28 protein-coding genes and 1 riboswitch are annotated in these 25557 nt (G+C 47.7%); of the genes, 7 read left to right on the top strand and 21 right to left on the bottom strand.

The genetic code is table 11. The features are described 5' to 3' along the window. Positions 1 to 388 precede the first annotated feature (388 nt). From MHB82_RS02825 to MHB82_RS02750, 16 genes are all read right to left on the bottom strand, one after another. Positions 389 to 1606 (bottom strand): TraB/GumN family protein, encoded by a 1218-nt coding sequence (locus MHB82_RS02825; RefSeq protein WP_095361445.1) that lies wholly within the window; start codon positions 1604 to 1606, stop codon positions 389 to 391. 135 nt (positions 1607 to 1741) lie between these two features. Beyond that, positions 1742 to 1924, bottom strand: a complete 183-nt coding sequence (locus MHB82_RS02820) for a hypothetical protein (RefSeq protein WP_095361446.1) — start codon at positions 1922 to 1924, stop codon at positions 1742 to 1744. An 87-nt stretch (positions 1925 to 2011) separates the two neighbouring features. Beyond that, positions 2012 to 3310 carry an ABC transporter permease gene (locus tag MHB82_RS02815; protein WP_095361478.1) on the bottom strand — a complete coding sequence of 433 codons (1299 nt, stop codon included), beginning with the start codon at positions 3308 to 3310 and terminating at the stop codon, positions 2012 to 2014. Next, the gene (locus MHB82_RS02810; RefSeq protein WP_095291910.1) at positions 3303 to 4205 is read right to left on the bottom strand and encodes an ABC transporter ATP-binding protein; all 903 of its coding nucleotides are present in this window, start codon (positions 4203 to 4205) and stop codon (positions 3303 to 3305) included. Before MHB82_RS02810 ends, MHB82_RS02815 begins: the two co-directional genes overlap by 8 nt. Positions 4206 to 4225: 20 nt before the next feature. Beyond that, positions 4226 to 5119: an ATP-binding cassette domain-containing protein gene (locus tag MHB82_RS02805; RefSeq protein WP_095361479.1), complete on the bottom strand. Its 894-nt coding sequence runs from the start codon at positions 5117 to 5119 to the stop codon at positions 4226 to 4228. Positions 5120 to 5125: 6 nt separating this feature from the next. Then, positions 5126 to 5524: a GntR family transcriptional regulator gene (locus tag MHB82_RS02800; RefSeq protein ID WP_095361480.1), complete on the bottom strand. Its 399-nt coding sequence runs from the start codon at positions 5522 to 5524 to the stop codon at positions 5126 to 5128. Between the two features lie 87 nt (positions 5525 to 5611). Further along, positions 5612 to 6325, bottom strand: coding sequence for a hypothetical protein (locus tag MHB82_RS02795; RefSeq protein ID WP_095361481.1), 714 nt, complete (start codon positions 6323 to 6325; stop codon positions 5612 to 5614). Between the two features lie 349 nt (positions 6326 to 6674). Beyond that, complete coding sequence (locus MHB82_RS02790) at positions 6675 to 7046, bottom strand: hypothetical protein (protein ID WP_095291899.1); 372 nt, start codon at positions 7044 to 7046, stop codon at positions 6675 to 6677. Positions 7047 to 7158: 112 nt separating this feature from the next. Continuing rightward, entirely contained in the window at positions 7159 to 7623 is a 465-nt protein-coding gene (locus tag MHB82_RS02785) for a DUF420 domain-containing protein (protein WP_341173752.1), read from the bottom strand. Between the two features lie 36 nt (positions 7624 to 7659). Then, the gene (gene ctaG, locus MHB82_RS02780; protein WP_095361483.1) at positions 7660 to 8580 is read right to left on the bottom strand and encodes a cytochrome c oxidase assembly factor CtaG; all 921 of its coding nucleotides are present in this window, start codon (positions 8578 to 8580) and stop codon (positions 7660 to 7662) included. 106 nt (positions 8581 to 8686) lie between these two features. Beyond that, the gene (locus MHB82_RS02775) at positions 8687 to 9007 is read right to left on the bottom strand and encodes a cytochrome C oxidase subunit IV family protein (protein ID WP_095291893.1); all 321 of its coding nucleotides are present in this window, start codon (positions 9005 to 9007) and stop codon (positions 8687 to 8689) included. Positions 9008 to 9010: 3 nt separating this feature from the next. Continuing rightward, the gene (locus MHB82_RS02770) at positions 9011 to 9637 is read right to left on the bottom strand and encodes a cytochrome (ubi)quinol oxidase subunit III (protein WP_341173751.1); all 627 of its coding nucleotides are present in this window, start codon (positions 9635 to 9637) and stop codon (positions 9011 to 9013) included. Then, positions 9634 to 11484, bottom strand: coding sequence for a cytochrome c oxidase subunit I (gene ctaD / locus MHB82_RS02765; protein WP_426643393.1), 1851 nt, complete (start codon positions 11482 to 11484; stop codon positions 9634 to 9636). Before ctaD ends, MHB82_RS02770 begins: the two co-directional genes overlap by 4 nt. 71 nt (positions 11485 to 11555) lie before the next feature. Continuing rightward, positions 11556 to 12608: a cytochrome c oxidase subunit II gene (coxB, locus tag MHB82_RS02760; RefSeq protein WP_095361485.1), complete on the bottom strand. Its 1053-nt coding sequence runs from the start codon at positions 12606 to 12608 to the stop codon at positions 11556 to 11558. A gap of 584 nt (positions 12609 to 13192) precedes the next feature. After that, the gene (gene map, locus MHB82_RS02755) at positions 13193 to 13954 is read right to left on the bottom strand and encodes a type I methionyl aminopeptidase (protein ID WP_095361486.1); all 762 of its coding nucleotides are present in this window, start codon (positions 13952 to 13954) and stop codon (positions 13193 to 13195) included. Between the two features lie 192 nt (positions 13955 to 14146). Further along, on the bottom strand, positions 14147 to 14335 hold the full coding sequence (locus MHB82_RS02750) for a hypothetical protein (protein WP_017690840.1): 189 nt from the start codon (positions 14333 to 14335) through the stop codon (positions 14147 to 14149). Positions 14336 to 14732: 397 nt separating this feature from the next. On the opposite strand from MHB82_RS02750, the gene MHB82_RS02745 reads away from it, so the two are divergent. Together MHB82_RS02745 and MHB82_RS02740 are read left to right on the top strand one after the other, a co-directional pair. Next, on the top strand, positions 14733 to 15014 hold the full coding sequence (locus MHB82_RS02745) for a transposase (protein WP_095361487.1): 282 nt from the start codon (positions 14733 to 14735) through the stop codon (positions 15012 to 15014). A 241-nt stretch (positions 15015 to 15255) separates the two neighbouring features. Further along, entirely contained in the window at positions 15256 to 15594 is a 339-nt protein-coding gene (locus MHB82_RS02740; protein WP_341173750.1) for a DUF4870 domain-containing protein, read from the top strand. Between the two features lie 192 nt (positions 15595 to 15786). On the opposite strand, the gene MHB82_RS02735 is transcribed toward MHB82_RS02740, so the two are convergent. Continuing rightward, positions 15787 to 17148, bottom strand: coding sequence for a nucleobase:cation symporter-2 family protein (locus MHB82_RS02735; RefSeq protein WP_110756885.1), 1362 nt, complete (start codon positions 17146 to 17148; stop codon positions 15787 to 15789). A 1-nt stretch (position 17149) separates the two neighbouring features. After that, complete coding sequence (locus tag MHB82_RS02730; protein WP_110756883.1) at positions 17150 to 17737, bottom strand: xanthine phosphoribosyltransferase; 588 nt, start codon at positions 17735 to 17737, stop codon at positions 17150 to 17152. A 250-nt stretch (positions 17738 to 17987) separates the two neighbouring features. Further along, positions 17988 to 18087, bottom strand: a riboswitch (purine riboswitch). 245 nt (positions 18088 to 18332) lie between these two features. Between MHB82_RS02730 and mscL the strand changes: the two genes are divergently transcribed. Continuing rightward, positions 18333 to 18827, top strand: a complete 495-nt coding sequence (gene mscL / locus MHB82_RS02725; RefSeq protein WP_095291881.1) for a large conductance mechanosensitive channel protein MscL — start codon at positions 18333 to 18335, stop codon at positions 18825 to 18827. A gap of 155 nt (positions 18828 to 18982) precedes the next feature. Here the strand turns inward: mscL and MHB82_RS02720 are convergent, their stop codons facing one another. After that, positions 18983 to 19285 carry a hypothetical protein gene (locus MHB82_RS02720; protein ID WP_095291879.1) on the bottom strand — a complete coding sequence of 101 codons (303 nt, stop codon included), beginning with the start codon at positions 19283 to 19285 and terminating at the stop codon, positions 18983 to 18985. 80 nt (positions 19286 to 19365) lie between these two features. Between MHB82_RS02720 and MHB82_RS02715 the strand changes: the two genes are divergently transcribed. Beyond that, positions 19366 to 20025: an NUDIX hydrolase gene (locus tag MHB82_RS02715; protein WP_341173749.1), complete on the top strand. Its 660-nt coding sequence runs from the start codon at positions 19366 to 19368 to the stop codon at positions 20023 to 20025. Between the two features lie 228 nt (positions 20026 to 20253). On the opposite strand, the gene MHB82_RS02710 is transcribed toward MHB82_RS02715, so the two are convergent. Continuing rightward, positions 20254 to 21057: a TrmB family transcriptional regulator gene (locus MHB82_RS02710; RefSeq protein WP_095361492.1), complete on the bottom strand. Its 804-nt coding sequence runs from the start codon at positions 21055 to 21057 to the stop codon at positions 20254 to 20256. 67 nt (positions 21058 to 21124) lie between these two features. Then, entirely contained in the window at positions 21125 to 21919 is a 795-nt protein-coding gene (locus MHB82_RS02705; RefSeq protein WP_341173748.1) for a zinc ribbon domain-containing protein, read from the bottom strand. Between the two features lie 338 nt (positions 21920 to 22257). On the opposite strand from MHB82_RS02705, the gene MHB82_RS02700 reads away from it, so the two are divergent. From MHB82_RS02700 to MHB82_RS02690, 3 genes are all read left to right on the top strand, one after another. Beyond that, on the top strand, positions 22258 to 24834 hold the full coding sequence (locus tag MHB82_RS02700) for a UvrD-helicase domain-containing protein (RefSeq protein ID WP_341173747.1): 2577 nt from the start codon (positions 22258 to 22260) through the stop codon (positions 24832 to 24834). 17 nt (positions 24835 to 24851) lie between these two features. Continuing rightward, complete coding sequence (locus MHB82_RS02695; RefSeq protein ID WP_341173746.1) at positions 24852 to 25028, top strand: hypothetical protein; 177 nt, start codon at positions 24852 to 24854, stop codon at positions 25026 to 25028. Positions 25029 to 25122: 94 nt separating this feature from the next. Further along, complete coding sequence (locus tag MHB82_RS02690) at positions 25123 to 25491, top strand: hypothetical protein (RefSeq protein WP_341173745.1); 369 nt, start codon at positions 25123 to 25125, stop codon at positions 25489 to 25491. The last annotated feature ends 66 nt before the right edge of the window (positions 25492 to 25557 follow it).

Genomic DNA, 25557 nt, shown 5'->3' with positions numbered 1-25557 from the left:
TGTTCAGTTTTCAAAGATCAAACGTTGTTTGCATCCGAGTGTTGTTCTCTTCAGCAACTCTTATATATTATCACGTCCGAACCAATTTAGCAAGCATTTTTTTAAGTTTCTTTCGAAGCTTTTCAGTTAGCTTACCGCACCGTGTTTCTCGTGTTTTCTTGGCCGGAAAATTAATATATCATATATCAAAACATCTTGTAAAGTCTTTTTATAAAAATAATTTGTATATTAGATATCCTGTTGTTATTCAAAGTTCCACATTTTTTTAATAACTTGGGACACGAGCATGTATCAGCCCTCCATATATCTTGTCTTTCTTCTATATAAAGATAACAACCCTCCGCTTCTACTCAGAAGTGAGAGGGTTGTATCTTATAATGATATAATGTTATTTACGTTCTACAGTATAACCCTTGTCTTCAAGCAGCTTGACGATGCCGTGCTCACCTAGGTAGTGGGCAGCACCTACAACGATAAAGTACTCCTCTTTCTTATCACTCTTCAGGTATCCATCAATTTTGTCGGCCATGCCGATGTTACGGTCGATCAGCATTGCTTTGTTGTACTCCTCGTTATCAGAGAAGTTATTGGTCAAATCAAGCAACTGCTCATCATTACCCGTTTTCCACATCTCAGCCATTTGGTTCACACTATCATCAAGAACATCGAAGTTGTCTAATGTTGCTTTCAATGTTTCCTCCTGCAGCTCTTTGGAGAAGTCGTTAAACATGCCCAGTTGGGACTCGTACGATTCTAGCTCGATAATAGGCAGTTTGCTTTCAATAGCCTTTTGAATGAAATACAAATCCACGCCCGCCGATGCTTCATATCCAGCCGTCGTAGACTTCAGGCTAGCAAGCGTACTCTCTGCAACCCAAGGCTTGAATGCGTCCAGCGCATTAGGCTCCAGTCCGTTTTTCTTCAGGATATCCCCCAACTTGCTATAAGTCTCGCTTGAAACATGATCCTTCAGCGTACTTCCATCCTGGTAAGATCCCAGATCCAGTATCAACTTCTGTTGTGCCTCATCAGCCGCTTTACTGATGTCGATCTCAACACCCAGGTAATCCGCTTCAGCAAAAGCTTCTTCAAATTCCTCGCGCAATGGGTAGAAACTATCATCAGCAATATGCATGGAGCCTACCAGATATACCGTGTTTCCGTTGCTCTCCACTTCCCACATGAAGCCGCGGCCACCCGTTTGTGCAGCTGTTTCCGCTCCCTTGGAGACAAGCAAAACGGTACGTGTCTTCGCATCCCAGTTTACTTCATAACCTGCAGCGTCCCCAACAATACGAATCGGTGCATAGGTTACGCCATTAATGCGTGTAAGCTTGCTTTTGAGTGTAATCGTTTTGCCGTCCACCACAGCCGTAATTGTATCATCTGTCGCAGTCGTCAGCTTCACGTCCATTGCCTCAAGCGTGGAGCGAAGCGGAACCAATGTTGTTCCCTTGTTATTCATTGGCGCCCCTACAGTGTACTCTACTGTCTGGTCATTGACTTTAATGGAAGTCTCTTGAGGCGCAGCCATAGCCGGTACCGCTGAAGCGAGCAAACCAACCGAGATGGTGAGAGACAAGAGCATGCGTTTCCAGTTTTTCATATTATGTATTCTCCTTTAGATATATAGTAGGGTGAATCTATTCGTTCAAAGAATGAACATCCATCATTTTTACGATAATAGACTGAGAAGGGTTCCGCCTTTTTCCTGAGATGGCCCCCTTCTCCCTTTTGATAGTTACTTCTTACTTCCAGCCATCCACAGCCCTGCAACAGCAATAACAGCTCCAGCACCCATCAGAAACCCCTGCACAGCATCCTTTATGGAAGATCCTTCTGCACTTACTAGCGATCCTAGCAAAAGTACGGCTGCACCAACACTTAACATCATGAATGATTTTGAATCTATGCTTTTGATCATGCTCAACGCCTCCAGTGATTTATTGTTAAGTTGGACCATTTCTTTTCTAAAGCAGTAGTAGTATAGGAGTAGTAGCCTGCTTGAGACTTAAATTTTGTAAGCTTTCATCGCCTTGAACAATTCCTTGAAAGTTGGGCGCTTACCATACATCAACACACCCGTGCGATAGATTTTGGCAGCCAGCCAGCCGAAGATAAAGATCGATACGACCAGAATGGCCAAAGACACTAGGATCTCCCATGTTGGAGCAACCCCTGCCCCGATTCGCACCAAGATAGCCGTAGGTGAGGTAAACGGTATGAAACTGGCCACTTTTAATAGCAGAATGTTCGGTGTTGCGATACTGAAGATTGCAATATAGAAGGAAACGAGTGAAAGCATCGTAATCGGCAGCACCGCTTGACCTAGTTCTTCTGTACGGCTAACCATCGAACCAATTGCCGCAAACATCACTGCGTATAGGAAGTAACCCAGGATATAGAAGATTAGTCCGTATACAATAACGGCGATGTTTACATCACTTAGGTTCAAACTGAAATCACTCAGGACGTCACGGTTGTGAGGAAGCAGCACATTCCCTGCAACCACTGCACCGAAGATACCGATCTGAAGCATACCTACCATAAATATCCCGATGATTTTACCAAACATCTGACTCAGTGGAGACACGCTGGTAATCAAAATCTCCATAATGCGGGAACTCTTCTCCGCTGTGATTTCGGATGCGATCATATTACCTGTCATCATAGTAGATGTGAACAGAAGGATGATCAGCAGGTATACCACAATATAGTTAATCGGGCTCATGCCATTCTCTGACTCTGCCCCAGCTCCTGCTTCTTCAGTACTCAAGCTTTGCTCACTAACCTTAACAGGTGTATTAATCAATTCCTTTTGCTCAGCCGTGAGTACGTCCTTCACAACGACATCCAGCTTCACACTTTGCAGCGCTGCTTCTATAGAAGCAATAATCTGAGGGGACACCTCTTCTGTTGAATACAGGATCGGCTGTGGGAACTCCTGTCCTTGGACCGTTTCAAATTTCAGATACCCATTAGTAAGTCCGGATTCCGCGTCTGCTTTCAGCGCAGCTTCATCTTTAGTACCATCAGCAATGAATCGGTACGCCTGATCTCCTTGTGCGGACGAGAACTTCTCCAGCTTCTCCGATACTTCCGGCTGTCCCGCACTTAGAAGCCCAATATTTACAGGATGGTCTCCTGCAGCTCCACCACCGATTGATCCACCGTTAAACAGAGTAATGAAATAAGGTACATTAAGTCCGATTGAAATTAAAAGTGCGAGCACAATGGTCGTAACTACAAATGATTTCGTTTTGACTTTGTTTTTGAACGTAAATCCGATGATTGTTCCCATTTTATTCATTCGACTCACCCACCTCACGAATAAAGATTTGGTTAAGCGTTGGTTCTTTGATCTCAAAATGCTCTACAGTCGTCTGATTCATTGCATGCTTCAATATCTCCTGGGCAGCCTCAACCTGCGCAATATGAATAAGATATCCACGCTCATTCCGCTCCACCTTATTCACACCGGCCAATTGATCCAAACCATCCACATTGCCAGTGGTATTCAGGAAAACCTGTTCACGCGGATAGCGGTTCTTGATCTCCTTGATCTCTCCCTGAACTACGGTATTGGAGCGATGTAGAATTGTTATCTGACGACAAAGCTCTTCAACATGCTCCATGCGATGTGTCGAGAACAGGATAGCCGTTCCTTCATCACGCAATTCCTTAACAGTGGATTTGAGCAATTCTACGTTTACTGGATCTAAGCCGCTAAACGCCTCGTCAAGAATAAGAATCTGAGGACGGTGCACCACCGCAGCGATAAAGCCCATCTTTTGCTGGTTACCCTTCGATAACTCCTCGATCTTTTTGTCGTAATACTCAGGGACCTCGAATCGATCCAGCCAGTATCTTAGGCTTTTGTCTGCATCCTTGCCATTCATGCCGCGAAGACGGGCCAAATAATTGATCTGGTCACTGACCTTTACCTTGGGATACAATCCGCGTTCTTCCGGAAGATAACCCATGATCTGCTGCAGCTCGGTACTATACGGCTTGCCATTGTATCGAATCTCTCCACCATCGGGATGAATCAGACCAAGTACCATGCGCATCGTTGTTGTTTTACCCGCACCATTGGCACCCAGCAATCCATAGATTTCTCCTTCTTCCACATTAAGCGTGACACCATTAACAGCCGTCTTATCTGCATATTGCTTGACTACCTGCTTCAGTTCCAATCTGTTCATCATCTATCATCCTCCTTCGTTTATCTCCACAGTGTCGGAGCGTACCCTGCAATCCAATATTGCAGCACTTCGTCCAGCTCCAGGTTTCGGATTTTCATGATGCGGTTACCCGCAAGCTCCAGCCTCTCCTGTGCTTCAACTACCCGGGTCGTAATCACCCGTATGGCTCCAGCCTCCTGCTTCGACTCAACAGCTCCTGGTATACTTTCCGGTCTTAGATCGCCTTCGTACCAGATTTCTCTCCATTGATCGAGCACGACATCTTTTTCGGCCATTCCAAGTGATTGGCCCCGGTGCATCAGTACAATGTAATCCGCCAGACGCTTCACTTCATCTGCTATATGTGTTGCTATTAAAATGGTGGTATCCCCATCCGCCATGAAATTGCGGAACTGCTCAACCATGACCTTCCAGGCAAATGGATCAAGCCCAGAAGAAGGCTCATCCAGCAGGAGCAATCTCGGCCGCGCAGCAAGCGCAGCCGCTATTTCGAATTTGCGACGCTCTCCTTTGGACAACTTCTTCAGTTTTACATCATAGGGAACATCCATATCATCCATTAGCTGGTTGAACAGCTTAGCATCCCAACGGGTATACCAATGTGCCCGGAATCTGGCAGCTTCAACAGCGGTTATATTGTCTTCTTCCGAACCTCCACCGTCTGCAACAAAACCAATATGCTCTCTAAGCTCTGTAGGAAGTTCACCTTCGTGGTGCTGTCCAAACCACATGATCTGACCGGAATCCGGTAGCACTACCCGCTGAAGCATATTCAGCAGCGTGCTTTTTCCCGAACCGTTATGACCCAATATGGCAACCACGTATCCCTCGGGAATGACGAGATCAATAGGGCCAATGATTCTACGCTTGCGCATTTTGGATACACCGTTTAGCTGAACCGCAATTGGTTCCATGTTTGGTCACCCCTTATTCGGATAGTAGATTGACTGCAAAATCTCTTGAAACAATCCTGCCATTTCCTCTTCACTGCATCCAACGGATTTACCAGACTGCACGGCTGCTTGCAACGCTTCTCTTGCTGCTGTCAATTTGTAGTTCTCCCGATCTCCTGCCTCAACCTTGGCTACAAACGTGCCCGTACCCTGCTTCGTGCGAAGCAAGCCTTCATTCTCCAGATCCTGGTAAACCCGGCGAACAGTAATCACGCTGCAATTCAACGAACCTGCAAATTCGCGAATGGATGGCAAATGCGTTCCCTCCCCCAATTGACCCGTTATAATTAAAGATCTTAGCTGGTTTTCAATTTGGTGATATAAAGGTTCAGCACTATTTTCATTAATTTGAATCGGTATATTCAAGCCCTGCACCTCACCCTCGCGTACACTTCAGTTCACTTGCACGATAGTGCCGGTCATCCTCGATGTCGTTCTATATTTGACTTGCCATTAACTTAAATCCCGTTTCGATAACTTCCTTAGTGTTAAGCGACTAAGCAACCATAACACCGCAAATCCCAATATTAGCGAACCCCACATAAATGGTGATAACAATCCCCAGGTTTTGCTGATTTCTACGGCATATTGCAATCCGTTTCCACCCATGATTCGAATGAAGAGCGCAATGAGGACAATTACGGGTACAAACAGCATGCTGATTAACAAATACTTTTTGCCCGTGTGTAGAAATTCCCCAAAGATATAGAATCCTGTAATCAGTATCCCGTATCCTGTGCACGTTAGGGCAAAGGCTAGATACTGATCCCATCGAAACCCTTCCAGATGCATCACCGAGACATACAACGCGCCATAGTAGAATATGCCATTAAAGATGAAGGCCAGCAAAGCCTGCTGAATGCGTCCCCACATGACGGTCTCTGCCGAGATGGGAAGTCTGCGATAGTAGGTCAGCATCTGTGTATACGAATCTTCCTGTATGTAGCGGAAAGAGCGTCTGGAGAAGATAAATCCCTGAAATGGAATCATAAGCAAGAAGTAGGAATCGGAAATGATGTTAAGCGCACTTTCCTCCCTCTGTCCATATAACATGACACCACCCATAGCACCAACATAGATCATAAACATTGCAGACCATAACCATTGATACCGGTCCTTGCTCCATTCGCTGCGGGTTAGCCACCAAGCTTGCTTCCAATCATTCATAACATTGCCTGCCTTTCCATCTCACACTTTTACTATGCAAGCTGTGTTCACTGTGTTTACTGTATATATCAATATACACAGTATACAGACCTCCACTTCGTACCGTCAACCCTTTTTTTCCTGAATCAGGAATATAGCAGGAATTTATTCCCTTGGACATTGAAATGATGCAGTATGAAAGGCTGGCTTAGGGCAGTTACCACAATGTACGTTTGACAACTGCTTCGAACTAAAGGCCTGCAGATAAAAAGCAGGCAAAAAAAGAGAGCTGACTCCGATATTGTGCGAACACAAAACGGAATCAACTCTTTCAATTTTCCGGCACCTGTATGCAGAAGAGGTCAAACTTTTACACCAAATTGTAGCCGCTTGGCAAACTGCGATTACTGCGGATGGCACGAATTTCGGCTAGTGTCAGCCGTTGATTGGTGGAGATCAGGGATTCTACATCATTTCCCCGGATCAGATCATCCAGATCTCTCAGATTGGTATTGCCACGATAGACGCGGAATCCACCCTGAAAGTTCGGTCTCGTAAACACAACCAGCGTTGCATTGGAACTTGTCGAGAAAAAGCGCAGGCTCTCTACCCCATCCAGAATGTTATCCAGATTGCGCAGACCCGTGTTACCACGGTAAATCCGGCTTCTCCCTCTGTAGTTCTCTTCTGAATACACCGTGAGACGTGGATACGTTTGACTGACTTGGACTGTTTTTTTCACTTGTTGTTTCCCCCTCTCGATCTCATTCTATGTAAGGATGAGAGAGAAGGTATGGACGATTGAACGAATCCATTCATCCATTTTCATATTTTCAAAGAATTTGTTTACTGTTCTACACCCCGAGGATGACTTCCCATACAGGGCGCGTATGCCCGCCAGGATAAAGGAGATATAACAGGACATATACGATGACGCCTGTAAGTGCGCTGCTGAACCAGATCATGGATGTAAACCGTCCCCAGCGACGATGTGTAGCAAATTTCTTCTTAAAGCCCAGCACCAGGGTAGAGATACCGAAGACCGCAGCTGCTGTGGCGAGAATAATATGAAAGATTAGAAAGATTCGATAGAAGATCTCCATCTCCGGATCACCGCCCCAAGCGGTATTTCCAACAAATATCGTTCGGGACATGTAGATGATAAAGAATAGCAGAGCCGCCACAGCTCCTGCTATCATCATGGACTGATGAGCCTCCTTTTTGCCGCGAACGATTAACACCCACCCGATCCCAACCAGTACAGCGCTAATCACAATGAAAAAAGTACTGATCGTAGGTAGCAAAAAATGCATATCCATCGTGTGTTCCCCCTCTTGTCTGAACATAACTAAGGCTTATTTCGCAGGATTGAGCGGTCCACCTGAACGTTCTACAGGATACGGATCATCATCATCTTCGCGTTTTTCCTTGCGGTACCATTGAAAGAAAACATATGCCAGCATGGATACGAAGATACCCTCCTGAATAAACTTCATCAAAATACCACCCACCTGCTGATCCTCTTTGGCAGAAGACAGGAAGTTAAAGAAACCCGGACCTCCGAATGTACGCAATAATGCCGAGGAGTCCCCTGACACGCAATATCTCATTGCTTCCGCCCATACGGCAGGATTGCTATACGTTGCATATAATGGCTCGGACGCAAAAATGATCAGGCCGCAGGCTGGTGTTAGCAGCACCATATTAAGAAAGATAAATCCAATCTTCGACAGTCCTGACGCCTGTCTTGCCTCCGGCAGCGGATTAAGAAGTGTCCACCACATGAGCATAGAGGTAATAAAGAGAACCAAGTAATACAGTCGGTGAACCGTAAAATTCAGCATGACATAGTCATGGACAACGGGCAGATGATACAGCGAAAATAAACCATTAAAGAGTAATGCCGCGACAATCGGATGAGCTAAAAAGGATAACTGCCGCGCTGGCAGCCACTGAATGATCTTTCGCCACAACCAGAGGGGCAGCCCTTTCATCAATAAAGGTGGAGCAACCAGATAAGACAGAGCCATGCTTACCATGTGAAAGCTGAACATGACGTGCCCCAGCAAATTAAATGGTCCAGCCTGGGCAAGATAGAACACGGCCAGACCCGTAATAAACATGATTTTCTGTGCAGCGTTAGCAGGTTCTGCATCAGTAACCCTTTCACTTAACGGACCTACGACAAACAGATACACAGCTGCAATGAGCAAAAATAACGCAAGAATGAAGGGACTCCATAAATCGTTGAAACTGAAGTATTGCAACCCGAGCATACGGGAAACCTCCCGGTGACCTGATTTGGTTGTAGCCTTAAACCATCTTTTCATTCCATCGCCTAAAAGGGGAAAAGACGGCGGCACTGCGCCGCCGCCATCTCATTTACCACCAAACCCAATAGAGTGCCATGATGATGCACGTGAATGCTACGAAAAATCCGAAAGCCATAAACAGGATGGGCATCAGATGGCCTTTATCCTTCATGTGCATCCAGTATCCCAGCTGGACAAACACCTGAAGAATGGCCATAACCACCAATAGAATGATGGTAAAGGATGTATTGACGCCCCCTGCCTTAACGGCTGCAAACGCTATGAGTGTCAGGATGATGGAGAATATAAACACAACGACATGCTTCTGCGGTCCTTCTGTCCGGTGACGATGTTTCACAGGTTGTTGATCACTCTTATCCTGTACCGACATGTGTTAACCCACCTTTCCGAGCAGGTAGACGACCGTAAAGATAAACACCCAGACCACGTCAATAAAGTGCCAGTACATTGCGGAGACGTATACCTTTGGTGCAGTTACGACCGTTAATCCTTTTCTGAACAGCTGCCCGATAATAAGTCCGATCCACAGAATACCGAATGCAACGTGGGCTCCATGGAATCCAACCAGCGTGTAAAAAGCGGAGCTGAATGCACTGGTTGTCATCCCGAACTCTTTGTGCACCACATATTCATAGAACTCATAAATTTCAATACCAAGGAATCCAAGGCCCAGCACTACCGTAATTCCGAGCCAAAGTGTCAATGCACTTCGGTTACCCCGATGCATGGCCTGGATCGCAAATACACTTGTCAGACTGCTGACGAGGAGTATGAAGGTAGCTGCTGCCACAAGCGGCAGATGGAACAGTTCATTCGCCGATGGCCCTTCATTCGTCTGGCCACGAAGCGCCAGGAAGGTTGCGAAGAGTGTACCGAACAATACCGTCTCGCCGCCAAGGAACAACCAGAAGCCAATGAGCTTGTTGCGTCCCTCCAGCGTTGCTTTCTCCGGTTCATGCGGCAATTGGCCACTTACCGGTTCGGCATGTGAAGTTGTCATGTTCTAACCCCCTTCTCATCCTGATCCTCGGGCTCGATATGCCAGCCATGGTCATCATAAAGTGAACGCATTGCCATCGCTCCGAATGTAATCAGAAGGCCGATAATGACCACAATATAATTATTGAAAAGTCCGTTCATAAAAGCATTGCCAAAATCGTCTTTGCTGAACATCAGGCCCAGTCCGGCAATGAAAATACCGACAGACATGATAAACGGCAGCGGTGTTGCAGATGGCATATGAATCGAACCTACCGGTTCAGCAGGAGTCATCTCCGTGTGTCCTGCCATCTTTTCCTTCCAATATGCATCGATTCCGCGAACAAGCGGAGTCTGCTTGAAGTTATATTCCGGCGGCGGAGACGGAATGGACCATTCCAACGTACGGCCATCTTCCCACGGATCATTTGGCGCATTCACCGGTTTTCTTGTTGTAATGACGATGTTCACGAGGAACATAATCACACCTACACCCATCAGGAATGCTCCAACGGAGCTGACCAGGTTAAGCAGGTCAAAATCCTGATTCGGCAAGTATGTAACGATCCGGCGCTGCATCCCCATGAGACCGAGGAAATGCTGCACGAAGAACGTTAATTGGAAACCGATCATGAATGTCCAGAATGTCCATTTCCCAAGTGTTTCGCTCAAAATGCGACCGAACATCTTCGGCCACCAGTAATGCAGGCCCGAGAACAATCCAAGAACCAAACCACCAACGATTACATAGTGGAAGTGGGCTACGACAAAGTACGTATCATGAAACTGGAAATCAGCTGGTGCAGAAGCAAGCATGACACCTGTGACACCACCCATGACGAAGGTTGGAACGAATCCTACAGCAAACAGGTTCGCAGCCGTAAAACGGATCTGTCCACCCCACATCGTGAAGAGCCAGTTAAATATTTTGATCCCTGTCGGTACGGCAATTAGCATGGTTGAGATTGAAAAGAGTGCGTTGGCCACATTGCCGAGACCCGTTGTAAACATGTGGTGTGCCCATACCATGAATCCCAGGAAGGCAATCAGGATGGTTGCAAACACCATGGAACTGTAACCAAACAATCTCTTCCGTGCAAAGGTCGGAATAACTTCCGAGATAATTCCAAACGCCGGCAAGATGAGTATGTACACTTCCGGATGTCCGAAGATCCAGAAAATGTGCTGCCAGAGTACAGGGTTACCACCATTTGCGACATCGAAGAAGTTGGCTCCCAGAATACGATCAAACGTCAACAGTACGAGTCCTACCGTAATGGCAGGGAATGCAAAAAGGATGATGGCTGAAGTAATAAATGTAGTCCATGTAAACATCGGCATCCGCATATAGGACATGCCGGGTGCACGCATCGTAATGATCGTGGCGAGAAAGTTAATGCCCCCGATGAGTGTTCCTAGACCAGCTATCTGTAGGCCAATCGTATAGAAGTCCACACCATGGGTTCCGCTGTACTCACTACTGGAGAGCGGCGTGTATGACGTCCAGCCTGCATCAGGCGCCCCACCCATGATCCAGCTCAGGTTCAGCAGCAGTCCGCCAAACAGGAACGTCCAGAATCCTAGTGCATTAATAAATGGAAAGGCGACGTCCCGGGCACCAATCTGCAAAGGAACGACAGCATTCATGATGGCAAATATGATCGGCATGACACCAAGGAAGATCATCGTTGTTCCGTGCATCGTAATCAATTCGTTGAAGACCTGAGCCGTCACAAAACTATTCATCGGCTTCATCAGCTGAATCCGGATCAGGATGGCTTCAATACCGCCAATCCCGAAGAAAAATCCACCTGCAATTAAATAAAGTATAGCAATCTTTTTGTGATCGACGGTGGTGATCCAATCCATCAAGCCCCTGTACCGCTTGACGCTATGAGCATGAGCCAAGGTAGTGTACCCCCTTCTTCGTCCTTGCTGTTCTATTCATAGTCCAATTTGTAGTTGGCTAGATATTCGGCAATTCCGTCGATTTCTTCATCCGTAAGTCCAAGATCTTTTGGATTCGGCATCGTATTGCCCGGCTTCACGGATTGTGGATCATGGAGCCATTGTTTCATGTTATCCAGCACCGGATTGCCTTCTTCCTGTCCCTCACGCTGGTTCAGCAAAATACCTGCGACAGCTTCCTTGCCGCCGATTCCTGTGAGATTCGGGGCAACAGGTCCGCCTTGATCGCCAACTGCGTGGCAAGACAGGCAGTTCGTTTTGAACTTTTCAGCAAGCTGTGTATCTTCCGGCAGCACTGCCGGTGCCTTCATCTCATTGACCCATCTGTCAAAGGATTCCTGGCTGACTGCTTTTACTTTGAATTCCATAAAGGCATGCGACCTTCCGCATAGCTCCGCACATTTCCCGCGGTAAACGCCTTCATTAGGTGCTGAGAAACTAAATCTGTTCACTGTTCCATCCGGGTTTGTGTCCATTTTGCCCGCAAGTGACGGCACCCAGAAGGAGTGAAGCACGTCTGCGGTTTTTAATTCGAATGCGATTTTTTTGCCGGTCGGGATGATAAGATCTTGAGAGGTGGTAACATCATATTGAGGATAAGTGAATTCCCACCAATACTGATGTGAGGTAACTTTGACCTGAATTGCATTTTTGTCCTTGGACAAATCTTCGCCTTGGGCAAAGATCGTCTGAACTGTCGGTACAGCCAGTACAATAACCAACAAAAGCGGAATGGCTGTCCAAATCACTTCCAGCTTGAAATTGCCTTCAACCTGTTCGGGAACTTCATTCTGCCCGGCACGTCTGCGAAACCGGATCAGCACATACGCAGCAATGGCAAATACAATGATGAGCACTACGATCATAATCGCAATGGACAGCTTCATCAGATCATATTGGCCTTGTGCCACAGGACCCTGAGGTTTCATTACCGACAAGTCTTCCCGCCCGCATGCGGATAGCAGCAAAGAGAACACCGCCAGCAAGGGGAGAATTCGCTTTGCAACCTGCCACTGTTTCATCATTGATCTACCCCACTTTTTTAACATTTTCGTAGACTACCGTTATCGTTCGAAGTTTAGCCTGATAAGGTCACTTCAGCCCGATCCGCATAATCCTGTCCGTCATACAGAACGCTTCCAAAAATAACGCTTCCAGAACCCCCTTCATTTCCTTCAAAGGGCATGTCTGCGCATTCTTCCAATTCATTCTATATGGTTCAATCACTTATTAAATATAAGTTGAGGGTATGATTTTGTCAATCTTTGGACACATGTTCACAAATTGTTCACTTATGTATAAAAACCGCACCACAACTTAGTTTGCAAACGATTTCAGTTATAAATGTAAACCTCTTAATTTGAAAATATTTGCCATATTTCGGCGATTTATCGTGAATTTTCAGTGACTTTTCTCACGTAAAAAACATGCAGTATTATGCAAAAGAATAAGAGCTTTTCTCAGCTTCCTTTTTTCCCAGCTTCTACAGGGCCAAATCCTACACTCTGTTCTATTCACATCGATGAACTAGCTTTGGCGTCTGACCCTGCATGTTGGCTTCACTCCTAAACGATCATTTGAACAAACCTAACCAGCCTAGTCAAAGGACTTACGTTCCATCGGTTAGTATAAGCGGTCCATCTCGGGTTATCGCAATCGTATGTTCATACTGGACTCCCCATGTTCCGTCGACCGTTCGGACAGTCCATCCATCTTCATCCCAAAACACGGCTCCTGAACTGCCTCTCGTAAATATGGGCTCAATTGTAATAACCATGCCTTCCGTAAGCATCATGCCAGTCCTGCGTTTACCATAAGGCAGTACGTTGGGTGGTTCATGAATATACTGACCAATCCCATGACCGATGAGTGGCTTAACAATGCCATAGCGGTACAATCTCGCAGTCCGTTCAATCGCGTTGCCGATATCCCCCAGCGTATTTCCTGGTACAGCCTGTGCTATAGCCCGGTGGAGGGCCCTTTCTGTGCGTTTCATCAGCTTGCGAATGGATCTGCGTTGTTCGCCAATTCCGTAAGTCCATGCCGAGTCAGCAAGCCAGCCATCCTTGTTTACCACCATATCAATGGTCACAACATCCCCTGCAACCAACTCCCGTTCATCCGGGAAGCCGTGACAGACAACCTCATTCACTGAAGCACAAGTCGCATACGGATAGCCTTTATATCCCTTTTGCTCCGGAGTGGCCCCTCGTTCGGCCAGAAATGCCTCTACCCGTCTGTCAATCTCACCTGTGGTTATGCCAGGGGTAAGCCATTGTTCAATATGCTCGTGGCAGCTTCGCAGAATCCGGCCTGCTTCCCGCATGTAGCCAATCTCTTCTCTCGTTTTCAAAATAGGGTCCACATGCATTCATCCTTCCTGCCTATGTGTACTTCCATGTATATGCAAAAGAAATGCCACACAGCCCAAAAGTCATGCAATGCTTCATGTCCTTTCATTTCAAGAGTAAATCCCAGGACAGCAAAAAAAACCGTCTGCCGGAGCATATCGCCCGGGAGACGGTTCTATTCATATCGGAACAGTATAATTCAATGATGTGTTTCAGGACACGGAAGAATCCATCTTGACAAGCTCGTGCTCGACCACAGAAGTCAATTCTTCCTCATATCCACCCGTAATCCGGTATTTTCTCACGTACTCCTTCACGAATTTTTTTGGATCCTTAGGACGGAAAATCCGAGTCATTTCCCTCAAACTTTCTTTGACCTCATTGTGACCTTTCGTTGCCATTGTAATTCCCTCCCAAAACGTTGAAAGTGAATGCTCCGTTTAGAGAACGCCGAATAAGTCTTAAATGCCATCCATGAAGTTGTGTGCGCGGCTTAAAGCAAGCTTAGGTCGGGAACCTCGCTGAAAGCAAGTACCTGACACTATAAATACCCGATATGATTCAGTTTGAATCATAATCTTATTGTAGCATATTCGGGAGTATGTTACGACTTGACGATTTTGCTTATTATTTATAACGGTTTTTACGCCCAAAAAGTTTAATCCCGAATCATATTTTATGAATATGTCCCTTCTGTACGGAATTAATTCTATCCAGCATAACACGGAACTATTCGGGGGATATTATCACGGACAACCCATACAGTTAAATTATTGGTATCAAAGGAGGCGCTGTTTCATGGACCGCGAAGAACAGGATATGCTGCCCCTTTCGCATGAAAAGGTGGAAGTCGACGGAGTTTACATCAATGAAGCGGGTCGCGAGGAACATCTGCACCGTGGTCAACATTTCCCTGCTGATCCGGTTCTGGGCAAATCGGAATGGAAGCTGACGGAGTTCATGTTTGAGAATCATCACGAAGGCCGCACGGACGAACGTCTGGTACCCAAAGAGAACGATACCGATAAAATCGGCAAAGTGACTTCTCCACGCAGAAACTTTCAACGAAAAGATCTTTAGATTCGTTTAAGCCTGTTGAATATCTCGTAAACATGACCGGGGCACATCACGCCATTACCTATGGCTGGTGGGCCCTTGTTTCCATATAGGTTGAATGCGAGGTCTAACCCGCTTTTCATCCTATAGACTCATAAGTTTCCATATCTTATGCTTTATCTCATAACATTCGTTATTAAACCCGGTTCAGTTCTGTCCACCTTCTTCATAACGTATAGAAAAAGGACAAAGGAGGCTGGACCGGATGTCCCCCATGAAATCCTCAAGCGGTCTGGATGAGAATATCGCCGGCATGCTCTGTTATCTGTTTACCTTTGTAGGTGGAATCGTCTTCCTGGCCGTGGAGAAACGCAGCCGGTTTGTACTGTTTCACGCTCTTCAATCCGTCACGGTCTTTGGCTTTATTATGATCGGCCATGTTTTGTCGGCATTTCTGCCTCTATTCGGCCCTCTGGTCGCATCCTTGTTATCACTGCTGGGCGTAGTCGTTTGGATTATCATGGTCGTCACCAGCTTGCAGGGAAAATGGCTGAAACTGCCTTGGGTAGGGGATTTTGCTGAAAAACAGATGAGACATCTGTAGCATCCACTCCTAAAATAAAACAAAAAACATCCGAATCACTGCTCTCGTGCAGCGATCCGGATGTTAAGGTGGTATATCATTTATTCCGTGAATTAATCATGTCATTAACTTCATTCATTCATCACGTGACTTATTCATCTTGTGAGTTAACATAGCATCCATTCCGGATACCACCTAACCACATCTACATATTTATGCTGATTTCTCCGTCTCTCCAAGAATCGCATCTGCCTGCTTCTCAGCCATTTTCGCAGCTGTCGCCTTCGTACCAAGGCCATTAAACAGCAAATTCATGAAGATGGCGGTGAAGCTGCCGGCAATGATTCCGTTACCCAGCATAATTTGTGCCCAGTCCGGTGCACCCGCGAACAGTTCAGGTACTACGGTAACTCCCAAGCCCATGCCTACGGAACAAGCAATGATAAACAGGTTCTCATGCCGATTCAGATCGACCTGACTGCCAATGATGCGAATACCGGATGAAACAACCATCCCGAACAGCGCAACCATCGCTCCGCCCAATACTGAGCCAGGTACAAGCTGTGCAAGTGCAGCAATTTTCGGAACGAATCCGATCACGACCAGTAAGCCGCCTGCTACCACGATGACATCCCGAGTTTTAACACGAGTCATCTGTACAAGCCCTACATTTTGTGAATAGGTGGTATATGGAAACGAGTTAAAAATCCCTCCAAGTACGATTGCGAGCCCTTCCGCTCTATATCCCCGGGCCAAATCCTTGGAGGACAGATCCTTGTCCAGAATTTTGCCGAGAGCCATAAATACGCCTGTCGATTCAGCTACGCTCACAATGGCCACCAGGATCATCGTCAGAATTGGAACAATCTCAAACGTTGGCGTTCCGAAGTAAAATGGCTTCACCATGTGGAACCAGCTTGCTTCACGAATCGGGGCAAAGTTAACCTCGCCCATAAACCCGGCTGCTACCGTACCGGCAAGAAGACCAACCAGAACGGCGATTGAACGGATAAATCCTTTCGTAAAACGAGTCATAAGAATAATAAACACCAATACGCCAAAGCCGAGCAGAAGATTCGTCCCGCTGCCGAAATCTGGTTCATTCTGACCGCCTCCCAGATCTCTGAATGCTACAGGAATCAGTGTCAGACCAATAATGGTCACAACCGAACCTGTCACAACCGGTGGAAACAGACGGATCAGTTTGCCGAACAGCCCCGAGAATAACACTACAAAAATTCCTGACGCAATGACCGCCCCGTAAATGGCAGACACCCCGCTGTTCAGACCAATCAAGATCATTGGAGATACTGCTTGGAACGCACAGCCGAGCATAACTGGCAGCCCAACTCCAAAATAACGATTCCCCCATACTTGGAGGAGTGTTGCTACACCACAGGCAAGCAGGTCAATCGCAATAAGATATGTCAGCTGTTCCTGAGTGAAGCCCAATGCATTACTAACAATAAGTGGTACGACTACCGCTCCCGCGTACATCGCAAGGACATGCTGCAGACCAAGCGAGAACGTTTTGATGGGATGCCGGTGCCGCTGGAAAATGCGCTCGCGTGCCATATTAGTTCAAGCCCTCCTCATCCGCAAATGTGACCTGTCCATTCGACAGAGCCCCAATGCGAACCAGCGATTCCACGCGGTATCCTGCTTCTTGCAGCAAGCGACCTCCCGGCTGGAATGCCTTCTCAATGACGATTCCGATACCGACCACTTCAGCTCCGACCTGCTCAACGATGCGCGCCAGACCAAAGGCCGCTTCACCATTTGCCAGAAAATCATCAATAATCAGCACACGATCACCAGGCTGCATGAACTTCTTGGCTACCGTAATTTCATTCGTTTCCTGCTTCGTGAATGAGTACACCTTCTCAACCAGAATATCTTCTGTGAGTGTGAGCGACTTCTGCTTCCGTGCAAAAATCAGCGGCACATTCAGTTCCAGTGCAGTCATGATCCCCGGTGCAATCCCGGACGATTCAATGGTAAGCACCCGTGTAATGTTCTCTCCTTCAAAGCGGCGGATGAATTCCTTGCCCACTTCCTTCATGAGAACCGGGTCCATCTGGTGATTCAGGAATGAATCCACTTTGAGTACTTGCTCTGACAGGACGATTCCTTCCTGTCTTACTTTGTCTTTTAACAATTGCATTGAGATTCTTCCCCCTGTGTGCCCTCTATACAGCCTGCCAGCATGTCCTTCTCCGATGGTAAAAAAGCAAAAAGCCCGCCTTTTCACACGCTGCGGAAAAACCGGAGACGGGAAAAGACGGACTTGTACTTATCAGGACAAGCCGTATAAAATGCTGCATGTGCGCATGGATATAATGGACATCCGAATATGGTAACCTCTAGGCTTACACCTTCAGGGTCATTGCCTGTATAGGTAGCCCAACCATAGCGATCATGCAGATCTTTCCCGTAGTCCGATCATTCCGGTGATCGGGTAGAGACATGCAGGCCTATTCCTGCACATATACGAGTAACGGCATATTCAATTCATTTTTGGCTCCAAGATTCGTTACAATATATGATCGCGAACCTGAATATAAAAGTGTAAACGTAACTGACAATGTTAGAAGTATACCGAATCGGCGGCGTGAAATAAAGAAGTATTTTCATGGAAATTGTGAAAACATGTCTTAATTTGTAGACAGGGGGGTGATTGGAGCGTGTTTTTTTTGTACAATATGATAACGGATGCGCGGCCTACACTATGAATTTATTGGTTAAAGGAGATTGCAGAGATGAAAGGCATACTTAAGGAGTTTAAGGAATTCGCCGTACGCGGCAACGTGATAGACCTGGCAGTCGGTGTCATCATCGGGGCTGCTTTTGGTAAAATCGTCACATCCCTCGTGAATGATATCATCATGCCCCCTGTCGGGAAGCTGCTTGGAGGCATTGATTTCAGTCAAAAAATCATTAATCTGGATCGGGATATGACTACTGCGAGCGGTCAGGAAATTACAACATTGGCTCAAGCCAATGAGGCAGGCGCTACAGTCATCGCCTATGGTCAATTTATCAACATCCTCATTGATTTTCTGATCGTTGCATTTTGCATTTTCATGCTCGTCAAGGGCGTCAATTATATTAAAAGCAAAGAGCACAAAAAGCCCGAGCCGAAAAAAACAACCAAGGCTTGCAAGTACTGTTTATCCGAAATACCGGCTGCAGCTACCCGCTGTTCACACTGTACTTCAGAGCTGGAGGCAGAAGGCAGCGGCGCTCCCGCATAATCAACAGGTTTACTCCTGTCTAGACCCTTTTTATGTAAGGAAACCGCTCCGATATGAAAGGTCTCACCCTAGAGGTGGGGCCTTTTTTTTTCATTATGACTAAGAGCAAATGAAGGCTGCAGAAACTTATACTCTCTTATTACATTCCTTATGGACTAGAATCGGCGCGGCAGCAGATGCTCCAGAATCGACTTCAGATCCTTATCTTCCTTGTATACTTCTTCCCCGGTATCAAGTTCGGTTACCCGAATATATTCAAAGTTGGCCGAAGCATCCACTGGTTTAAACAGCAATTGCGCTTCATCTTCGAGACGTACATTGAATCCCATATCCTTAAACATGGTCGTCAACTGGTTGTTGGCCGGTTCCTGACCTTGCCCGACAAATATAAGTCCTCTTAGACTTTTACGTTCCTGTGGTTGCGGATAGATAACCTGAAAGTGTACAATGCATTCCATACGTTCGTTCCCCTTTCATTTAAAAACATACTTTGTGAAATTTTGAACTTTAAAACTTGCTATATAAGGAGATACGTATCATGACCCCAGAACGTTTCGACATTTATGATGATCAGCAAAATTGGATCGGCACAGAGCTCCGCAGTGTGGTACATGCCAAAGGCTATTGGCACCGTTCATTCCATTGCTGGATCGTGCGTGATGATGTTGATCAGCGGATGGTTCTTTTTCAGCGTCGCCGTGATATTAAGGATACCTTCCCGGGTTGTTACGACATTACAGCAGCGGGACATCTCACTGCGGGTGAGCAGCTTGAGGAGGCAAGTCGTGAACTGGAGGAAGAACTGGGCGTCCATGCTCCATTTGAATCCCTGTCTTACCTGCTCACTGCCAAGCAGCAGCTGCAAGGCGAGGTTCGAGGTGTACCATTTATGGACCGGGAATTCAGCTCGGTATACGGCCTATGTCTTAACCAGCCACTCGAGGCGTACACCCTGCAGGCCAGTGAAGTGCACAGCCTATATGAAGCACCTCTGCATGATCTGTTCGCCTTGTTTCGTGGTGAAACGGATGCGATTCAGGCCACTGGAGTTTATGCGGAACAGGCTTCTACCCTGGATTCTTCTTCTCCCATTCCGGAACGTCATACTCGCTCAATCCATGCTTCCGAGTTCGTCCCTCATGGGACAGAGTATTACACTGGCGTACTCGAAGCTCTGTATCACGTGCCCAAAGGCTGATTCAGCATCTACTCAAATCGAGTGCTGTACTCATAACTCCAGTTTCTCAAAATTAGTATGACTTCATACCTTAACTCTAACTCAACAGGACAGCGGTGCCGTGATGAACATCACTGATTTACTTCAAAACACAAAACAGGCGACTGCCCAAAGGCAGCGCCTGCACTATTTTAGTCTCCGATTCTTACGCTGTTCCAGCTTACCAGGCCAGATCCTAGCAACCTTTGCTCAGCCCTGATCGCCTGCCGCAGGAACAGACCAATAACGAGCGGACAGCTGTTCAAAACGGCGTCCATAGCGGGACTCCAGCTCCTCACTCATATCCTGTTCCAGCTCGTACAGTACCAATTCCTGTGCAAAATGATTCAGAAGCAAACCTGTCATGACCGGATGTTCTGTTACAACAGCCTGAGTTGCACAGGATTCCCCGCGCATCCCAAGCATGCACCAGCGCCGATCAACAACAATGGAGAACTTTCTCCCGTTCCCTTTACCGTACAGAGGATGCCCTGGCCACGGTGCAGGCTGATCCAATATCCCCTCGCCACCATCACATGACCATAACAGCCTAACTCCCCGATCCTCTGCCTTTTTCAGGAGGTCATGCAGCAATTCGGCTTCCTCACGCCAAATGTCCACGACAATCTCATGCTTGGCCTCAGCCAGTTCACGGCTAAGGTTATCGAATACGTTTTTATCACCTTCGATATTATAGAAGGCCGGTTTCTCAGGTTCATGCTGTGGCATGCTGCTCTGTACATAATCAAGAGAAGCACGCATCTGCCCGGAGATCATTTGAGTCATCTCCTCGGGCTTCAGCACACTGTACTTCGCAGGTTCTCCGGCACTGCAGCGCAGAAATCCACGCTGAGAGAGCCGCTGCAAGGTGGAATACACATTGGAACGGGACACGCCAAGGCGCTTCGCAACCTCATAGCCTGAGGCTGAACCTTGGCGCGCGAGTTCCACCATAATTTTGGATTCCATCTCGGTAAACCCTAGATGATTCAGATGATGCAGCAGTTGGTCCATATTCCCGTCCCCCCATGCTGTCAGCAACCACACTGCCCTATCTTACTGCGGCAGTGGTCCTACTACATCAGATCTGTTCCGCACCACAGCGTGGGCACCATTTGGAGCCTTTGGGCAGCTCGGATGTACAAATCTGGCATTTCACCATCTCCCGCGGTACTTCAGTCTGTACGTCAACCGTGTTTACGATCGGATTATTCTCTTTCCAGTAACGGATACGCTCATCGAGTTCCTGCTGCCGTTCCCGTTCGCGCAGCATCTCTTCTTCCCGGCGGCGTTCCCATTCTGCATCAAACGCCTCCTTCTCCTCCTGCGTGAATTCGGTACTGTTATATTCGGATTCGGTCTCCAGATCTGCGATGGACGGAATTACCGTATGATAAGGTTCAGTTTCATCCACTTCATCTTGAATTGTTGTCGTTTCCTCATAGAAAGGACGTTCCGCACTTTGAGCCACTGCCGCTTCTTGCCGTACAGATGCAGGACCTGCAGCTGATGCTGCAGACTTGAATTCACCCAGTTTACGTCCGCACTTCGGGCAAAAGTTCGCATCCAGTGAAGCAACGTGGCCGCATTCGCACAACCGCTCATTTTTGAGTTCGGCAATTTTGCTGCGTAAACCATCAATCTCATCCTGCAGTTCATCGCACAGGTGTGACAGATCAACCATTTCCTTTTCGGCGCGCGTCATATCCTGTGCACGGTAACCCTCATAGAAGATGCGACCCATATCTGTAAAATGGACTTCCTGTTCCTGCTGCAAGCCCACGATTTGATTGTTTAATTTCCCAATCTCAACAGCATGCTGTGCACGCTCCGTTGCTTTGTTCGCTCCGTTCTTGATTCGTTGAAGCAATTTCATGACATCTCCTCCTCTGTCCCGTCAGACGTTGAACTCTTCTGGTTCAACTGCAATTTGTTCTTTAATTTTCAATTTTCATAGTATATATCTTATACGATATCATGCCAAAAAGTTGCGCATACGCGCGTGAGTGCCCGTTTTCTGCCGATGCTGGATGAATTCGGGGGCTTTCGTCAGGACCATACGTTCGGGTATAATGAAGCTTTGGCCCGACATAATCGCCGATGTAGGCGACTAACTCTATCATACCAATTTACATTGTGATTGTGAAAAGGGCAAATGGTTTACTTTTAAGCGGGATAGTCCTATCCCTGAATGCATACAGAGGTGGATGAAACATGTTAAGTCCGAACTCAACGTTCTACGCCCGTCCGCTCGGTGTCACTCCGGCGGCGTCCCTGCCCCAGTCCCCGTCTGCTCCGCTGGAAACCAGTCGGCAGCTCGTGGGCGATGATCATCAGGATGCGCCTTATTTCCGCTCACTGGAAGAAGCAGGCATCCGTCTGAACGGGCCACAAATATCAGCCGTCCGTCACGGCAAAGGTCCACTGCTCACGCTCGCCGGAGCCGGGTGCGGCAAAACGACCGTACTGGCGGCCAGAGCTGGTTATCTCATGGAAGTCAGCGGCGTTCATGCAGGCAGTATCCTGCTCGTGACGTTTACCAACAAGGCCGCTGCCGAGATGAAAGACCGGATCGCATCACTGCCAGGTATTCGTCCTGCATCCGCACGAGCGGTACAGGCTCGCACATTCCATTCCTTCGCCCTGACACTGCTGCGTCATTACGGTGTACAGGAAGAGATCTTTGGGGAACCACGTGCCCAGCATACCGTTATCAAAATGCTTCTGCGGCAATACGGCATGAGTGAGGCCTTCCAGCCCGAAAGTCTGCTGTCCATGCTCTCTGCATGGAAGATGCAGGGCTCCGAAACGACCGATCTTCCCGAAAAATCGCAGGAGGAACGTGATGCCAAACGGGTCCTCCTCGGTTACGAGAACTGGAAACGTGAGCGTAACAAGATGGATTTCGACGATATCTTGCTGCGGGCTGCAGCCCTGCTTCGTGATCCCGCCGTACTGAAGCCGCTGCAGCAGCGCTTTCAGTACATCATGGTCGATGAGTTCCAGGATACGAATAAACTGCAATATGAAATTGTGCAAAAGCTCGCTTCAGCCCATCGCAACCTGATGGTTGTGGGTGACGACGATCAGACGATCTATACGTTCAATGGAGCGCGCCAGGAATCCATTCTTGAATTCGATAAAGTTTACCCCGGGGCACGCATCGTGACGCTGGATATCAATTATCGCAGTGATGCACGCATCCTCGGACTGGGCAGTGAACTGGTCGCCCGCAACAAGCGAAGACGGGATAAGCGGCTGCGTGCAGCTGGTCATCGCGGAGACGCACCACGCTTCGCCACGCCTTCAAACGCAGAGGAGGAAGCAGCCTGGGTCGTGAACCAGATCTGTCAGCAGGTTGAGGAAGGATTGCACACTTATCGCGATATAGCGATCCTGCACCGAACAGCCAGCAGCAGCCGGGCCGTATTTGAGCAGCTGGTATTGAAAGATGTTCCGTTTGTTCAGCATGGGGCTTCCCCAGTATTCTACGACCAGTCCCTCATCAGGCCCCTGATGGATCATATGCGCCTTTCCCTGGATCCACGCGCTGTAGATGCTCTCCCAAGTGCACTTGGACCACTATACGTATCCCGTGATGCCGGGCTCGAGTGGATTCAGCGCAGCGAACAGCAGCAAGCCAAAAAGTATCCGCTGATCCATCTGGCCAAATGGGACAAGCTCAAGCCCTTCCAGCAGGAACAGGTCAAGGAACGCATCAAGCTGATCAAGTCGCTGCACAAAATGAAACCGGTCATCGCCATCCAGGAGATGCGCCGCCAGTTCTACGACAAATATATGGAAAGCGGTGATCCCAGCATCTTCACCCACTACAAGGAAACGATGCTGGAGACACTGGACGAATTCGAAGCCGCAGCCAAAAAGTTCGAAACGGTAGAAGAGTTTATAGTGTTTGCCGATGAGCTCTCCCGCAGACACCGTGAAATGGAATCCCTGCGCCGCTCCCAGGACAGTGATGCAGTGCAGCTGATGACCATACACCGGGCCAAGGGACTTGAATTCCCATGCGTATACTGGATCGGTGCCAGCGAGGGCATTGTGCCTCACAGTACAGCCCTGCGGCAGGATATCCCTGAAGATCAAAAGGCAGCTCTTGCAGTTCAGCAGACCGATACGGAGCTGGATATGGCTCTGGAAGAAGAACGACGGCTCGCTTATGTTGCGATTACAAGGGCGAAAAAGTACTTATACGTCACTTCACCGGCCAGTCATCACGGGAAACCGGCAGACGTATCCCGCTTTTTGCTCGAAGCCTTCGGGCTGGAGGTTCCAGACAAACGTAAAGAGCGCGACGATAGCCGAACAGGCCATTCAGCTTCATATGGCAAAGGCAATGGACAATCTGCCCGCTCTGGCACTCGTTCCGAGGGCAGGAATGTGGTACATCGTCGTGCAATCAGCTACAGCGATCGTGACCATGACGTGCACAACGAACGTGACGAGGATCGCCTCAGTGAACGTCGTGGCAGCGGACAAATTCGCAACCATAAGGCGTTCAGCACGACAGGTGTTCGTCAGGGAAGTCAGGTTGCCTCAGCTTCATCCAGTTTAGGGTCATCGTCCTCAGGACGTTCCGAACGAACAGAGACGGTAGCGATCTGGAAATGCAGTTCATCTACTTGTAAGGCATGGCTCCGTCAGAAACCCGCCGTACCTTCTGCAAAAGCAGCCAAACGGGCAGCAGCCGGACCGCCTCCATGCCCCCTGTGTTCAGGATCCATGGAAGCTGGAACACGCGAGGTGCCTGTAACTGGACGGGCAGGACGATAAGCTGCTACTTAAGCGGCATGAAACCTAGATATAATGCCAGATTGGCAGCAAAGCCTATCCACAATGGTTTATTGGTGGATAGGCTTTTTTATGTAATGACGTTTACTGTAGACGGGATTGATTTTTTTGAACAGGGGCGGTTGGAAGGCAAAGGGAATGGATGGGGAATCGTAATCGAGCAGTCTTATGAATAGGCACGGTTGAACGGTTGTGCTCGTTTCAGGGCGCTTACTGCTGTTTATTAACAGTAGAAGCGTCTTTTTTCCATTTTAGAATGGAGGTTGGATTATGCAGGACAGTAAAACGCATTATTTTGTATCCGTAACCCATAACCTCATTGAACAGACTCAGAATGAATCAACACCATTTGAAGTCGTGGTGGATGATGAACAGTTAAATCGGCTGAAAGACTTGATGAAAGTGCTGGAGGACGACGATGCCTATACGCTACAGCGCGCGCCTGTACCCTACAAATCAGCAGATCACGACGAAGCAACCGAACAGTTTTCGGATGGTATGACCTTGCTGTACAGTTTCCTGTACGACCACGGGACTCCTGATACCCAGCAAGCGATTGAGAGCATGAATGTGCTGCCAAAGCTGCAGGATACAGACTACGATGACCCCGGGTATGAGAACTCTCCAATGAACAAATGACACAGTCAAAAGCATGCGATGCCGCACGATGCGGAACCGCATGCTTTTGTGTGATCGGAACACTTC

This window comes from Paenibacillus sp. FSL K6-2862 (genome assembly GCF_038005125.1).
Classification (GTDB): Bacteria; Bacillota; Bacilli; order Paenibacillales; family Paenibacillaceae; genus Paenibacillus; species Paenibacillus illinoisensis_A.
The sequence above is the reverse complement of the archived record's forward strand: the minus strand, read 5'-3'. Positions and strand labels throughout refer to the sequence as shown.